This is a genomic window from Shewanella sp. SW24, assembly GCF_025653395.1.
Taxonomy (GTDB): domain Bacteria; phylum Pseudomonadota; class Gammaproteobacteria; order Enterobacterales; family Shewanellaceae; genus Shewanella; species Shewanella oncorhynchi.
Genome location: NZ_JAKKSH010000019.1, coordinates 77,345 through 91,991, shown reverse-complemented (window position 1 = coordinate 91,991; position 14,647 = coordinate 77,345). Strand labels below are relative to the sequence as shown.

Genomic DNA, 14,647 nt, shown 5'->3' with positions numbered 1-14,647 from the left:
TTCGACCTAACTCAGTCAAGGTCAGTGTCTTACATTCAATCAGTGCCTTAGAGGCCAGCATCAAGCTGTTTAATCGTTTTAGGTGAAGTTCTGGGCAGTATTGGTGTAAAGAATGTTGTAGGATATTGGCTTCGCGCATCTTGTTGTCCAAGTGTAGTTTTTAGCGAAACCATTTGATCATGCAACAAGATGCGCTTCCACCCTAATTTGATGATTTATTTGTAAATCATCAGGGGATTCTTCAGTGCTGCGTGTCTCCTTAAAACCTATAGTTTATGCTAATGCTAAAAAGGTAGGCCATGGTGATTAGCGAGACGACCGTCCGCCCCATGGACGGGGCGGTCGAGCATCCAAGGACGGACTGGCTGCGAGTCGGTGAGTGAACACCATGGCAAGCCTGTATTAATGAATATCAGCAAATGCTCACAACTCAAGTTACAGTTCCCCTGCACGACTTCCAACACATTTCCATCCACTTTCAACATCCCCCCAACAAAAATGCTCAATAACTTTATTTAACGATAACCCTCTACCTTTCACAAAAACGCATAAATATTCTCATTTAATTCAAATTGACTGTTGCAAAGGCTCATAAAAGCGGTTAGTTTAAATCCACTTATACGGATAGACGTCCGTAACAACGAATTCAGCGCTTCACTGTATTTCGAGCAGTTAAGTCAATAAAGTTAAATACCGAGAAAGTAAAATGAGCCCACTACTGAACGCTATCCACCACCATCACCACCATATGCGGTAGCCTTCGGACGCTCACTGCCGGAGGACTATATCCTTCTGGCGGACTGATTCAAGATGATCATAAACCCCTGGAAGGAATTCCGGGGGTTTTTGCATTTAGGCGTTAATTTGGGTTTTAATTTAAATAAGCAACTTTAGATATTTAATAAATTATCAATACGTTAGCTAGAGCACTTAGCTAGATTCCTTAGCTAGATTCCTTAGCTAGGACCCGTTGAATGGCAAGGCGTATTAAACCGATTGAACAACACTTTTTGAATCTTTTAATTTTGATACTTTTGAGCGAGATAACACTATGACTGAATCGAAACGTTTACGCATCGCCATCCAAAAATCTGGCCGTCTTTCTACTGACTCTCAGCAACTGCTAAAAAGCTGTGGTGTTAAATTTTCCATTAATGAACAACGTCTTATCGCTCACGCTGACAATATGCCTATCGATTTACTGCGCGTTCGTGATGACGATATCCCAGGATTGGTGATGGACGGAGTGGTTGATATGGGGATCATCGGTGAAAACGTGCTCGAAGAGGAACAAATCGAGCGTCAAACTCTGAACAAACCCGCAGATTGCCTCAAACTGCGTCAGTTAGATTTCGGATCATGTCGCCTCTCGTTAGCCGTACCAACAGAATTCAGTTACGCCGATGCCTCCTCGTTAGAAGGATTACGCATCGCCACTTCTTACCCGAACCTGCTACGCCGTTTTATGCAACAAAAAGGCATAACTTATCGCGACTGTATGTTAAAAGGTTCGGTTGAAGTCGCCCCGCGTGCCGGCCTTGCCGATGGGATTTGTGATCTCGTGTCGACGGGCGCCACCTTAGAGGCCAACGGTTTATACGAAACCGAAGTGATTTACCGTTCAATGGCCTGCATCATTCAATCGACCCAAACCCAATCACCGACTAAACAAGCACTCATCGACAAAATTCTATCCCGCGTCAATGGCGTTATCCGCGCCCGTGAGAGCAAGTACATACTGCTACACGCGCCAACCGAAACCTTAGATCAAATCGTCGCCCTGCTGCCAGGCGCTGAAAACCCAACCGTATTGCCATTAAATGATGATACTAACCGCGTGGCTATCCACGCCGTCAGTACCGAAGATTTATTCTGGGATACCATGGAACAGTTGACCGCACTCGGTGCCAGCTCGATTCTGGTAATGCCAATCGAAAAAATGATGGGGTAATGTATGGAAATCCTAACTTGGTCAACCTTATCAACCGCCGAGCAGAAAACGGCGCTGAAACGCTCGCCCTTAATTGGTGATAGCGGCTTAGAGCAAAGCGTTCGCGCCATTATCGATGCAGTGGCAACGCGGGGTGATGCCGCCATTGCCGAATTTAATCAAAAGTTTGATGGCTTCAATAGCGCGACCAAAGATTTAAATGGACAAGGAAGTGGCGAGCTGCGCATGGGTGAAGCCGAGATTGCAGCGGCAAGCGCACAGGTATCACCAGAGCTGAAAGCGGCGATCGCCAAAGCCATGGCGAACATAGATGTGTTTCACAGCGCCCAGCAATTTCGCCCGATTGCTATGGAAACCGAGGCGGGAGTACGCTGCGAGCTACGTAACGAACCGATTGAAAAAGTGGGTTTATATATTCCTGGTGGCAGTGCGCCATTAATTTCTACCGTGATGATGCTCGCCCTGCCCGCCAAGATCGCCGGCTGCGAACAAAGAGTATTGGTCAGCCCACCGCCGATCAACGATGCCATTATCTATGCAGCCAATGCCTGTGGGATCACTGAGATCTATCAAGTGGGCGGCGCACAAGCCATTGCGGCACTGGCCTTTGGCACAGAAACGATTCCCGCGGTCGATAAAATTTTTGGCCCAGGTAATCGCTACGTGACTGAAGCTAAACGCTTAGTGTCACAGGATGGCCGCTGCACTGTGTGTATCGATATGCCAGCTGGTCCTTCTGAAGTGTTAGTGATTGCCGATAGCGACGCCAATTGCGAATTTATCGCCGCCGATTTGCTTTCGCAAGCGGAGCACGGCCCAGATTCACAAGTGATTTTAGTGACAGATTCGCAAGCTATCGCCGATGGCGTCAATAACGCGCTGACAAGACAGCTCGCCGCCCTGCCGCGTTGTGATATCGCAGCAACGGCGCTCCTCAGCAGTCGCACTTTTGTTGTGGACGATATGCAGCAAGCCGCGCAGGTTTCTAATCAATATGGGCCTGAGCACTTGATCATTCAAACGCGCTTTCCCCGTGAGGTACTGAAAAACATTCGCGCCGCGGGCTCGGTATTTTTAGGCGCTTATACACCTGAATCTGTTGGCGATTATGCCAGTGGCACCAACCACGTGCTACCGACTTACGGTTACAGCCGCGCCGTGTCGAGCCTGTCATTAGCCGATTTTAGCCGCCGCTTTACCGTGCAGGAACTCAGCGCTAAGGGCTTAATCGGATTGGGGCAAGCAGTCATGACGTTAGCCAGTAACGAATTGCTCGATGCGCACAAAAATGCCGTTGCCATTCGTCTAGCTAGCCTAGAGAAATGACCCACCTAGATCTTAAGTGATTAGCCCTTAAGTTTATAAAAATAGAGCTGAGTGAAGAAAATGAGCCAAATGAGCAGCATGGAAAAGACAGCAGAACCCACAGCATTAACGGCATCAAAGTTAGCACCATCAACGTTAGCGCAATCGGCGCCGCTAAATTTAGCCGAGCGCTTAGCGCGTCCTGAGTTACTGGATTTAACGCCCTACCAGAGTGCCCGCAGACTGGGCGGTCGTGGTGATATTTGGATCAATGCCAACGAATCACCCTTCAATAATGTCGATACGGCAGCGCTCGATTTATCGAAATTGAATCGTTACCCAGAATGCCAACCGCCGCAGCTTATCAGTGCCTACAGCGAATATAGCGGCGTGAGCACCAGCAAGATAGTCGCCAGCCGCGGCGCCGATGAAGCGATTGAACTGTTAATTCGCGCCTTTTGTATACCAGGCGTCGACAGCATTGCCTGCTTTGGCCCGACGTACGGCATGTATGCCATCAGCGCGAACACCTTTAATGTGGGCGTTAAAGCGTTAAATCTCAGCGCGGAATATGGCTTGCCGACAAGCTATGCCGAGGACGTTCGCGGCGCAAAACTGGTGTTTATCTGCAATCCCAATAACCCGACTGGCACAGTGATCGACAAAGCCATTATCGAGCAAGCAATCAAAGCCCTGCCCGACGCGCTTGTGGTCATTGATGAAGCTTATATTGAGTTTTGCCCCGAATACAGCGTGGCGGATTTGCTGGAAAGCCATCCGAATCTAGTGGTACTGCGCACCCTGTCAAAAGCCTTCGCACTCGCCGGCGCACGCTGTGGTTTTATGCTGGCAAACGAGGCCGTAGTCGAAATAATTATGCGCGTGATTGCGCCCTATCCTGTGCCGCTGCCCGTGAGTGAAGTCGCCACGCAAGCGCTATCAAGCGCTGGCATTGCGCGGATGAAAGTGCAAGTCGCACAATTAAATGAGCAAGGCGCCAGACTCACAGCGGCGATCAGCGCTTATTGTTCAAAATCGAATAGTTCAGAGTCCCGCGCCCGCGTGCTTAAGCCTAACGGCAATTATGTGCTGGCTGAATTTGATGATGTCGCCAAGGTCGCTGCGTTACTACAAAGCAGCGGTGTTGTCGCCCGCGCCTACAAAGACCCAAGGCTTGCTAAGGCCATCCGTTTTAGCTTTAGTTCAAAGGCGGATACCGATGTGTTAGTGAATTTATTTGAATCGCAACGCACTGAGCAGCCATCAGAAAATGAATGATAAGTCACTGATAATAAATCTCTGATCATAAAAAACTAATAAAAAGCAATGTAACGCTGAAAGTTAAATCAGCTTAAGCATTAGCTAAACGAATTGAATTTGAAGGTAGAGCCATGAACCCACAATTTGTCCCGAACGTTGCACAAAAAATTCTGTTTATCGACCGCGATGGCACCTTGATTGAAGAACCCGTCACCGACAAACAGGTCGATAGTCTGGCTAAATTAGTGTTTGAGCCACAGGTGATCCCCGCTTTGCTACGTCTGCAAAAGGCAGGGTTTCGTTTAGTCATGGTCAGCAATCAAGACGGCCTTGGCACACCGTCTTTCCCGCAGGAAGATTTCGATGTGCCCCACAATATGATGATGCAAATTCTCACAAGCCAAGGGGTTAACTTTGAAGATGTGGTGATTTGCCCGCACTTTAACGATGAAAATTGCAGTTGCCGTAAACCTAAGCTTGGGCTAGTAAAAGACTATCTCACCCAAGGCTGCATCGATTTCACCCAATCGGCGGTGATTGGCGATCGCGAAACCGATGTGGAGCTGGGCAATGCCATGGGCATTAAAAGCCTTAAATATCAACGCGACACTTTAGGCTGGAACGCCATCGCCGATGCGCTGCTGAATAAAGGCCGCACCGCAACGGTCGTGCGTACCACCAAAGAAACCGATATTCGTGTGGCTGTTGATCTCGACAGCCCCGTTAAAGGCAAAATCGACACTGGCATTGGCTTTTTCGACCACATGCTCGATCAAATTGCCACCCACGGTAATTTTAGAATGGATGTGAAAGTCGATGGCGATCTGGAAATCGACGATCACCACAGCGTCGAAGACACTGCGCTGGCCATAGGGGATGCCCTGCGCCAAGCGCTCGGTGACAAACGCGGCATTGCCCGTTTCGGCTTTAGCCTGCCGATGGACGAAGCCAAGGGCGAATGTCTGCTGGATATCTCTGGTCGTCCTTTTATCAAATTCTCGGCCAATTTTGAGCGTGAGCATGTGGGCGAAATGGCCACTGAAATGGTGCCGCACTTCTTCCGATCCTTTGCCGATGGCCTGCGCTGTACGCTGCATGTGTCAACCGAAGGCGATAACGATCACCACAAGGTTGAAGCCCTGTTTAAAGTGCTCGGCCGCGCGCTACGCCAAGCAGTTAAAGTTGAAGGCGATATTCTGCCATCGAGCAAAGGCGTGCTTTAAGGCATCAGCATAAATGGTTTAAGAGGTTAGGATGCAACAAGACACTCTATTAACAGCTGGCCAGCAATTAACAGCAAATGCATCACCAGATGCTGAAACCGTCATCATAGACACGGGCTGTGCCAACTTAAACTCAGTACGTTTCGCCTTCGAGCGTTTAGGCGTTAAGGTATTGGTCACAGACGATAAAGCCAAAATCAAAGCGGCAAAACGTGTGGTACTGCCGGGTGTGGGCACGGCGGGTGCCGCCATGGCGTCCTTACATGAAAAAGGCTTGGTCGAACTCATTCAAGGCCTGACTCAACCTGTGCTGGGTGTGTGCCTTGGCATGCAAATGTTGGCGGCAATTTCTAAGGAGCGCGGCGGAAAAGGTCAAGATTGCGAGTGCTTAGGCATAATCCCGACCGACATTTGCGAGCTGGATACGCAGTTACTCAAAGCTGAAGGCTTGCCTTTGCCGCACATGGGCTGGAATCAACTAAAGCTCACGACCAACTCACAAGGCGCCAACAGCCCTAGCGTTCATCCGCTGTTTGCGGGTATTGAAGATGGCAGTTATGTGTATTTCGTCCACAGTTACCGCGCGCCGCTGAGTGAATTTACCTTAGCCGAATGTTCCTATGGCGAAGGCTTTAGCGCCGCCATCGGCAAAGGCAACTTTATGGGCGTGCAGTTCCACCCCGAAAAAAGTGCCGCCGTGGGCGCGCAAATTCTGCGTAACTTTTTACTGATGGACGAGTTACAGATGAACGAGTTACAGATGAACGAGTTACAGATGAACGAAGCGCTGATGAACAAAGCGCTGCAAAGCAACTCTGCTGATGGCCAAGCGGATGTAAAGAAGGCTGACCAATGAATAAATTACTCATCAAAAAACCAGTTATTAATAAATCACTTATAAACAAATCAATCAAGGATCTGAGCTTATGATTATTCCTGCAATTGATTTAATTGATGGCAATGTCGTCCGCCTCTATCAAGGTGATTACGGCCAGCAGACCACCTTTGATTTAAGTCCTTTGGCGCAGCTGCAATCCTACGAGGCTCAAGGCGCGAAGTGGTTGCATATCGTTGATTTAACAGGTGCGAAAGATCCCGCTAAACGCCAAACTCTCCTTATTAGTCAACTCGTGGCGGGACTAAACGCTAATATTCAAGTGGGCGGCGGCATTCGGACAGAAGAACAAGTCACTGAATTATTAAATATCGGCGTAAAACGCGTGGTGATTGGCTCACTGGCGGTGAAAGAACCTGAGTTAGTCAAACAATGGTTTATCAAATACGGCAGCGAAGCGATTTGCCTCGCACTCGATGTCAATATCAACCAAAGCGGCGAGAAAATTGTCGCCGTATCCGGTTGGCAAAGTGGCGGTGGTAAGAGTTTAGAATCCCTTGTAGAAGCCTTTAGCGCGGTCGGCTTAAAGCATGCGCTAGTAACTGATATTAGCCGTGACGGCACCTTAACGGGCGCGAATACCGCGCTTTATCAAGAAATTGCTGCAAGTTATCCCGATATCGCTTGGCAAGCCTCCGGCGGTATTGCAACTCTTGAGGATGTTGCCGCCGTGCGTGATAGCGGCGCGGCGGGCATCATTATAGGCAAAGCCTTGCTTATCAATCAGTTTAACGTGGTGGAGGCAATCCAATGCTGGCCAAACGACTAGTCCCCTGTTTAGATGTGAAAGACGGTAAAGTAGTGAAAGGCGTGCAGTTTCGTAACCACGAAATTGTCGGTGATATCGTGCCCTTAGCCGCGCGTTATGCCGAAGAAGGCGCCGATGAGCTGGTGTTTTATGACATTACTGCCAGCGCCCACGAACGTGTGGTCGATAAATCTTGGGTGAGCCGCGTGGCGGAGCAGATTGATATTCCCTTCTGCGTGGCAGGTGGCATTAAAACCATTAGCCAAGCCCGTGAATTATTAGCCTTTGGGGCGGATAAGATTTCGATTAACTCGCCCGCCTTGACCGATCCAAGTTTAATCTCACGCCTGCAGGACGAGTTCGGCCGCCAGTGTATCGTGATTGGCATCGACTCCTTTTTCGACGCCACCAGCAACAGCTATAAGGTAAAACAATTTACCGGCGATGAAGCGGCGACTAAGGATACTCAGTGGTTTACCCAAGACTGGGTTGAAGAAGTACAAAAACGAGGTTGTGGTGAAATCGTGCTCAATGTGATGAACCAAGACGGCGTGCGCGGCGGCTATGATATCAAGCAGTTAAGTCTTGTTCGCGCCATCTGCGACGTGCCTTTGATTGCCTCGGGCGGCGCTGGAACTATGGCGCATTTCCGTGATGTGTTTATTGAAGCCAAGGTCGATGCGGCGCTGGCAGCGAGCGTATTCCACAAGGCGATTATCAACATTGGTGAGTTAAAAGCCTATTTAGCGGCCGAAGGCATTGCGATTAGGCGCTAGCTATTGCAATTAGCCGCTCGCGGTCAATCGTTTATAGCGAGCTAATGGCGCCTACCGCTACAGTAAGAGCATGAGTAAGAGCTAGCAACCACAATACGTCGCTAAAAAGCATCAACAAATTAAGAGTGAACACTATGTCAACGCAAACAAACACTAAGTCGGATTTTAGCGAGCTGGATTGGAACAAACAGGATGGGCTCATTCCTGCCGTTATCCAAAATCATTTATCGGGCAAGGTATTAATGCTCGGTTATATGGATAAGGCCGCGCTGGAAAAAACCTTGAGCACAGGTGATGTCACCTTTTTCAGCCGCTCAAAACAGCGCTTGTGGACCAAGGGGGAAACCTCGGGGAATACGCTAAGGTTGGTCGCTATCGATAAGGACTGCGACAACGACAGCCTGTTAGTGCAAGTGATCCCCAACGGCCCAACCTGCCACAAAGGCACCGAAAGTTGCTGGTTAGATGACAATGCGCACCCATTTTTGAACAACCTCGCCAGCTTAATCACCTCGCGTAAAGGGCAAAGTGCCGATTCCAGCTACACGGCGTCTTTGTTTGCGCGCGGCACGAAACGTATCGCCCAAAAGGTCGGGGAAGAAGGTCTTGAAACCGCCCTTGCCGCTGCGACCCACGATAAAGAAGAGCTAGTTAACGAAGCCTCAGATCTTATCTATCACTTGCTGGTATTGCTTGAAGATCAAAACTTAAGCCTCAGTGACATCACAGCAAATTTGCTGGCAAGACATGAAAAGGCGCTAGAGAGCAAAGCATAATCTGCTTACTGTTCCTGATGTCTTACTATCGATTTTACCGCTAAAAATGCCGCCCGCTTAAATCAAGTCGGCGGCATTTTTTATCGCGCGATTCCCTCAAGTGCCATTGCCGCAATGTGATCAATGAATATCTTGCGCCTTAATCCTGTGACAAAAAATAATCAAAATACTGTTGTAATGGTTGACAAGTACAGTACAGTTCCCTATGGTAACCTCCGTTGCCGTTAGGTTATTAAGGCAAAGCATCAAAACACTTATCCGTTTTTACTCAACACACGCTAAGGCAAGTTTTATGTGTTTCACACCCTTTTATACTCCCTATCTGTAGCCGCAATGGATATACCCAAGCTACCTGAAGATACGAGTTTCAGAGCGCCTAGGGGGATTCAATTCAAGGCGCATCAATGACAGAATGTCGACCACCTTTTGAATTGATGCAACACGGAAGTGAAGTGCCCTAGGCGCTCCGTCCCGGCGGGTTTTAACGCACTTTATGCGGTGTTGGTTATTTTTAACTTAGCCCGCTAGGTCTGCAAATAACCGCCTTGCCTAAAGTGCGTTAAACTCCCGCTGAATCCTGCATCTTCAGGTTGTTTGGGTATAAAATAGGCACCTCGCCTGACCTTCCATTGTGGCCATATCCTTTCGGATCCGCTGAGCGCCACTGTCTCATTTGCTTAAATCATTTTGTGCTTGAATCGCATCAAAATCCTTTAAGACAGTTGCTTTAGGATCAAGTCTTTATCTCTTTTTCTTGCGACACGCTTTTGAGATCATGTTATGACACAGAATAAAATTTTCGGCAGTTTACTGCTTATCGCAGGCACCACAATCGGCGCGGGCATGTTAGCTTTGCCTATCGCATCGGCTGGACTCGGTTTTGGCACCTCCTCCGCCATTATGCTCATCCTATGGGCGCTGATGGCCTACACGGCACTGCTTATGGTGGAAATCCATCAATTCGCCCCCAGCGATGCCAGCCTTAATCACTTAGCGCAACGCTTATTGGGTCGTAAGGGCCAGTTGATCGCCAATAGCGCCTTGATGTTTTTACTGTACGCCCTCTGCGCCGCCTACATTGCTGGCGGCGGCGAGCAAGTGAACCAAAAGCTGAGCACTTGGCTAGGACTAAATTTGCCACCGCAGGCGGGTGCCATCCTATTCACCCTGCTGGTTGGCGCCATTGTGGGCATGGGAACCCACTGTGTGGATCTCATCAATCGCGGTTTATTTGCCCTTAAGCTATTGGCATTATTGCTTATGTTGGCCTTGTTACTGCCGCAGGTTGAAATCCCACATTTGCTCGAACTCCCACTTAACCAAGGTTTAATTGTCACGGCTATTCCGGTGATTTTTACCTCCTTTGGTTTTCACGGTTCGATTCCCTCAGTGGTGCGCTACTTAGGCGTTGAAGTCAAAGCCCTGCGCAGGATCATGTTGTTTGGCTCGGCTTTACCCTTAGTGATTTACCTTTTGTGGCAACTGGGCAGTCAAGGCGTATTGAACCAAAGTCAATTGCTCGAAAACCAGAGTTTATCAAGCTTTATCAATCAACTGGCGAGCGTACTGCACAGTGAATACTTAAGTAGCGCTATTAGTCTATTTGCCGATCTCGCCCTTGCGACCTCGTTTTTAGGGGTGAGTTTAGGTTTGTTCGATTTTATGGCCTCAAGCTTAAGGCAAGAAGATAATGCAACAGGTCGAAGCTTAACCGCGGCTATCACCTTTTTACCGCCCTTAGGTTTTGCCCTCTTCTACCCTCAAGGTTTTATCACCGCCCTAGGTTATGCGGCGATTGCGCTGGTGATCCTCGCCATCTTTTTACCTGTGGCCATGGTGTGGGTACAACGACAGATGCGAGACGCTGCCAATATGCCGACGGGTTATCGGGTCGCGGGCGGCAAGTTAGCCTTAATGCTCGCCACACTTTGCGGAATCGTGGTGATCGCCGCCCAGATATTTAGCTAGCCGCAATTCACTCACCAAGAGTGAGTTAACTAAAAGTTAGCTAGCCCGAATGACTGATTAAGTACAAGAGCCTGTAAAACCTCAACTATTGACATCAGGCGCTTGTCTATTCAATGATCCTTTCACATTAGTCAGCTAAGCCCTTGAGTGTTAAACTGCCTCAGGTGCTAGTGCGCGATATAAAAGCTCCGAAGTAACCGAACCGAAATAAAAGTGCCGATGAAATATACACATTCGTGTATTTTTGCACTGCTAAGGCACGAATTTGATCAGGGCTCAGTCAATAAGGATAAATATCAAACCCAATGCCAATCCACAACAAGCCAAGCCGTGGCACTGCCTCTGATAGCAAAGCACTTCAGCACGAGGCAACGCAGATATCCGCAGGCCCTCGCAGTGGTGCTTTAGGTTCTGGAACGGATACTCATGTTGTTGCGCAAAATCGCCGTAAATTCCCCCTGAAAAAGACCTTATTGGCGACCAGCTTAACGGGCATCTTGGCGGGCGTGGCGTTAACTGTGTGGATTGTGAATACCCAGGCTGAACAACTCATCATACGGGCGGCAAATTTTGCCCTCACAGGTATGGACAGCGAACTGATTGACATTGAATTAGGGATAAGTCAGTTAGCACATTGGCGAATTACCTCTGCCAATCTGAGGGTGCATGATAGCCATATCAGGCTTAATAATTTGAATATTCAGCTAAAACTTGACTGGCCACAGAGTTTTGCCGAACTTAAACAGTTCAGCCAAGCCTCTTACCTCACTCAAAAAATCACCCAAATATCCACAGGTGATATTGAAGTCGAGTTAGGGCAATCGCTATTTTTACCCAATCGAAATGCCATCGATGAACAAGGCCCCGCCTTGGCCTTAGATATCAAATCATTACCACTCATCGATATCGGCAAAACCGGCCTTATTCTCAAAGCTCGCCATCTCGACACCCAAAATGATTTACCCGCCTATCGTTTGGTGATGGACAAGTTGAGCCTTAACGGCGCGGGGGAAATCAACAGCGAGTTTAGCCACGAAGGTGAAAGCATCGCCACACTTAAAGCCATACTCGAAACCAACAAATGGCAACTCATGAGTCAAATCCAGCTCGCGCCGCTGCTTGCGAGCTTGCATCAAATCAGCCTGAGGCAAGCGCAAGACAGTGTACTGAGTCCGTTAACTGAGCTTGATAAAGAGTGGCAAGCGTTAGCAATTGATTTACAAGGCCAATTGGTATCCAACAGCAGTATCACTTTAACCTCAGGCGAACTTATCAGTGAGCATCAATTAATCGATCCAAAGCTGACCTTTAATCAACTGGCTGCACTAGAGCTTGCGCCTAAACCCGAGCTTGCACCTAAGTCTGAGTTAGCATTTAAGATTGCAGGGCATTTAGCCGAACTTGACCTAAAACTAGAGCCCTTTAGCTTAGCGCTGAGTCCAAATACAGAGCAGCAACAACGATTGATGCAGCTGCTCGATGAGACGCTGGCTAAACCTTCATCTCAGTCAGTATCTGAACCAGTATCTCAACCGATAACTGAGCAAGTGCCTGATCAGACAGCGAGTCAAATCGCTAAGCTGCTATCGGGGCTCAAAAGTACAGATACACCAGTGGGAATCGCACTGACATTGCCTGAAGCCCTGCACTATCCGCTGACTCAAATTCCGCAAGATGTGCACTTAGCTAATCCCCTTGCGATTAAACTTCCTCGAGTGAAGCTTAAAACCTTAGGCAGTAAGCTAGATACCCAAGTCGATTTGGCCAATGTTGAAATCACAAAATCAACCGAAGCACTGTCCTTCAAAACAGATTGGCGCCTTAGTACGAGGCAAACAAGCTCAATGCAATTATCTGAATTGTGGGCAAATCCGCCGCAGGATTTTAGCTGGAATAATAGTCAGTTAACGACAGCAGGCACATTTAACTTAGTTCAGACGCCAAGTTCAACCGATTGGCAATTTATCACTGCCGCTACCGAGTCGGCTGAACTGACTCAATCAACAAAACAAAATACTGGCAACACGCTACAGTTCGCCGTGGGTGAGCTTAAGCGTATTAGCATGCAAAATAAAAATGCGGCTAAACATGCAGAGTTTAGCCTTGGTAGTATCGCGATAAATGCCCTCGCGCCGCTGAACATAAGCTCGCAGCAAAGCACTCATACTCAGAGTTCTGGTATTCAAAACGCTAGCATTCAGAAAGTCAGTCCAGCGCAAAGCTCAGTGCCCACATCTGATACCGCAAACAGGTTAACCCTTGCCATACCACCTTTAACCTTAGCACTGGAGCAACTGTATTTTTCGCAGACCAAACAGACTTTAGTGACAGATGATGTAGTCACTGAGGCTAATGCGGATAAAAATGCTAGCACTAGCATCATAACGAAAACCGATATGAATGCGGGCAGTTTCTCGATTGCATTACAAAAAGCCATGTCATTTGAGCTTAAACCCGATATCGAAGCGCTGTTCGATTCACTACTCGCTACCACTTGGCGTAATCAACTCGCATGGCAAGCCAGTCAGCTAAATATCGAAAAACAGCTCAGCAGCAAAGGCCGCAGCCGCAAAGAAACCGTACTTAAGCTGGACAAGTTAACGCTGGCACAAAGCTTAGATTGGAAAAATAACACGCTCTTTGGTGATGAGCATTGGCAAGTGGGCACAGTTGAGCTGCAAAGCCAACACAAGTTGAACCTTGCCACCGCGAACAATCCCTTAGTGTTAACGGGCCAATGGGTAGTCAACACTAGCATGACCGAGGCGCTGGCCTTGCTCAATCAAACCCAACCCTTACCATCTGAGCTTAATGTCACAGGTAATAACCAATTACAGGCGCAGTTTAACCTAACGCAAAGGCGCGATCAGACCCAATTTGCCATGCAAATAACTCAATCGATGACAGAACTTGAAGGCTTTTATAAAGACATCATTTTTGAGGGGGGAAAACTGCAAGCGCAATGTGAGTTCACTTGGGGGCAATCTTATAAAAAAGAGTCTCATAACAAGCCGCAGGATAAAGGCTATTTTAGCAGCCTCAGTAAGCTCAATTGCCCGCAGACGCTGATGACCTTTAACTTATTTGATCCTGGCTTCCCACTGACTGATATTGAAGTGGAAGCCGATATCGTCCTTGGCAAAGATGCCGAGAAATTGCCCGACAATTGGATACAACAACTCACAGGCTTAAGTGACACCGATGTTTCCATGACCGCCAAAGGCAAAGTGCTCAGCGGCCAGTTTCTGCTGCCAGAATTTAATCTTAAATTGCAGGATAAATCCCATGCCTATCTGCTGCTGCAGGCCATGAGTCTGGAAGAGGTCCTGCGCATTCAACCACAAATTGGCATCTATGCCGACGGCATATTCGATGGCGTGTTGCCCGTCGATTTAATCAACGGCAAAGTGTCGATCACTGGCGGGCAATTAGCCGCGCGCGCACCCGGCGGCCTCATCGCTATCTCAGGCAACCCCGCCGTTGAGCAGATGCGCCAATCCCAACCGTATCTAGACTTTGTCTTTTCAACGTTAGAACACTTACAATACAGCCAATTATCAAGCAGTTTTGATATGGACCAAGCTGGTGATGCTAAACTACTCGTCGAAGTAAAAGGCCGCGGTGAAGGGATTGAACGCCCTATCCACTTGAATTACTCCCACGAAGAGAACATGCTGCAATTATTTAGAAGTCTGCAAATTGGTAATGACTTGCAGGACAGAATCGAAAAATCAGTGAAGTAACA

General features: G+C 48.3%; 10 protein-coding genes and 1 pseudogene. 10 read left to right on the top strand and 1 reads right to left on the bottom strand.

Annotated features, from left to right (window positions below):
• Window positions 1-139 (bottom strand): annotated as a pseudogene (locus L5M17_RS15730) (IS4 family transposase); the annotation flags it as partial.
• 912 nt (window positions 140-1,051) lie between these two features.
• Between L5M17_RS15730 and hisG the strand changes: the two are divergent.
• The 10 genes from hisG to L5M17_RS15680 all read left to right on the top strand — a co-directional run bounded on the left by hisG (window position 1,052) and on the right by L5M17_RS15680 (window position 14,645).
• The gene (gene hisG, locus L5M17_RS15725) at window positions 1,052-1,951 is read left to right on the top strand and encodes an ATP phosphoribosyltransferase (protein ID WP_263148440.1); all 900 of its coding nucleotides are present in this window, start codon (window positions 1,052-1,054) and stop codon (window positions 1,949-1,951) included.
• Between the two features lie 3 nt (window positions 1,952-1,954).
• Entirely contained in the window at window positions 1,955-3,277 is a 1,323-nt protein-coding gene (gene hisD, locus L5M17_RS15720; protein ID WP_263148438.1) for a histidinol dehydrogenase, read from the top strand.
• A 60-nt stretch (window positions 3,278-3,337) separates the two neighbouring features.
• Window positions 3,338-4,534 carry a histidinol-phosphate transaminase gene (gene hisC / locus L5M17_RS15715; RefSeq protein WP_263148436.1) on the top strand — a complete coding sequence of 399 codons (1,197 nt, stop codon included), beginning with the start codon at window positions 3,338-3,340 and terminating at the stop codon, window positions 4,532-4,534.
• Between the two features lie 113 nt (window positions 4,535-4,647).
• Window positions 4,648-5,739, top strand: coding sequence for a bifunctional histidinol-phosphatase/imidazoleglycerol-phosphate dehydratase HisB (gene hisB / locus L5M17_RS15710; RefSeq protein WP_263148434.1), 1,092 nt, complete (start codon window positions 4,648-4,650; stop codon window positions 5,737-5,739).
• Between the two features lie 31 nt (window positions 5,740-5,770).
• The gene (gene hisH, locus L5M17_RS15705; RefSeq protein ID WP_198572297.1) at window positions 5,771-6,595 is read left to right on the top strand and encodes an imidazole glycerol phosphate synthase subunit HisH; all 825 of its coding nucleotides are present in this window, start codon (window positions 5,771-5,773) and stop codon (window positions 6,593-6,595) included.
• A 70-nt stretch (window positions 6,596-6,665) separates the two neighbouring features.
• Complete coding sequence (gene hisA / locus L5M17_RS15700) at window positions 6,666-7,403, top strand: 1-(5-phosphoribosyl)-5-[(5-phosphoribosylamino)methylideneamino]imidazole-4-carboxamide isomerase (protein ID WP_173244593.1); 738 nt, start codon at window positions 6,666-6,668, stop codon at window positions 7,401-7,403.
• Window positions 7,385-8,158 carry an imidazole glycerol phosphate synthase subunit HisF gene (gene hisF, locus L5M17_RS15695; protein ID WP_006081894.1) on the top strand — a complete coding sequence of 258 codons (774 nt, stop codon included), beginning with the start codon at window positions 7,385-7,387 and terminating at the stop codon, window positions 8,156-8,158. Before hisA ends, hisF begins: the two co-directional genes overlap by 19 nt.
• 134 nt (window positions 8,159-8,292) lie before the next feature.
• The gene (gene hisIE, locus L5M17_RS15690; RefSeq protein ID WP_263148431.1) at window positions 8,293-8,934 is read left to right on the top strand and encodes a bifunctional phosphoribosyl-AMP cyclohydrolase/phosphoribosyl-ATP diphosphatase HisIE; all 642 of its coding nucleotides are present in this window, start codon (window positions 8,293-8,295) and stop codon (window positions 8,932-8,934) included.
• A gap of 780 nt (window positions 8,935-9,714) precedes the next feature.
• On the top strand, window positions 9,715-10,902 hold the full coding sequence (locus tag L5M17_RS15685) for an aromatic amino acid transport family protein (protein ID WP_263148429.1): 1,188 nt from the start codon (window positions 9,715-9,717) through the stop codon (window positions 10,900-10,902).
• A 305-nt stretch (window positions 10,903-11,207) separates the two neighbouring features.
• Window positions 11,208-14,645 carry a YdbH domain-containing protein gene (locus tag L5M17_RS15680; RefSeq protein ID WP_263148427.1) on the top strand — a complete coding sequence of 1,146 codons (3,438 nt, stop codon included), beginning with the start codon at window positions 11,208-11,210 and terminating at the stop codon, window positions 14,643-14,645.
• Window positions 14,646-14,647: the final 2 nt, after the last annotated feature.

What these genes read in the sequence shown, in the direction of transcription:
- hisG (WP_263148440.1), top strand. Translation starts at nt 1,052, where the DNA reads ATGACTGAATCGAAACGTTTACGCATCGCCATCCAAAAATCTGGCCGT.
- hisD (WP_263148438.1), top strand. Translation starts at nt 1,955, where the DNA reads ATGGAAATCCTAACTTGGTCAACCTTATCAACCGCCGAGCAGAAAACG.
- hisC (WP_263148436.1), top strand. Translation starts at nt 3,338, where the DNA reads ATGAGCCAAATGAGCAGCATGGAAAAGACAGCAGAACCCACAGCATTA.
- hisB (WP_263148434.1), top strand. Translation starts at nt 4,648, where the DNA reads ATGAACCCACAATTTGTCCCGAACGTTGCACAAAAAATTCTGTTTATC.
- hisH (WP_198572297.1), top strand. Translation starts at nt 5,771, where the DNA reads ATGCAACAAGACACTCTATTAACAGCTGGCCAGCAATTAACAGCAAAT.
- hisA (WP_173244593.1), top strand. Translation starts at nt 6,666, where the DNA reads ATGATTATTCCTGCAATTGATTTAATTGATGGCAATGTCGTCCGCCTC.
- hisF (WP_006081894.1), top strand. Translation starts at nt 7,385, where the DNA reads ATGCTGGCCAAACGACTAGTCCCCTGTTTAGATGTGAAAGACGGTAAA.
- hisIE (WP_263148431.1), top strand. Translation starts at nt 8,293, where the DNA reads ATGTCAACGCAAACAAACACTAAGTCGGATTTTAGCGAGCTGGATTGG.
- L5M17_RS15685 (WP_263148429.1), top strand. Translation starts at nt 9,715, where the DNA reads ATGACACAGAATAAAATTTTCGGCAGTTTACTGCTTATCGCAGGCACC.
- L5M17_RS15680 (WP_263148427.1), top strand. Translation starts at nt 11,208, where the DNA reads ATGCCAATCCACAACAAGCCAAGCCGTGGCACTGCCTCTGATAGCAAA.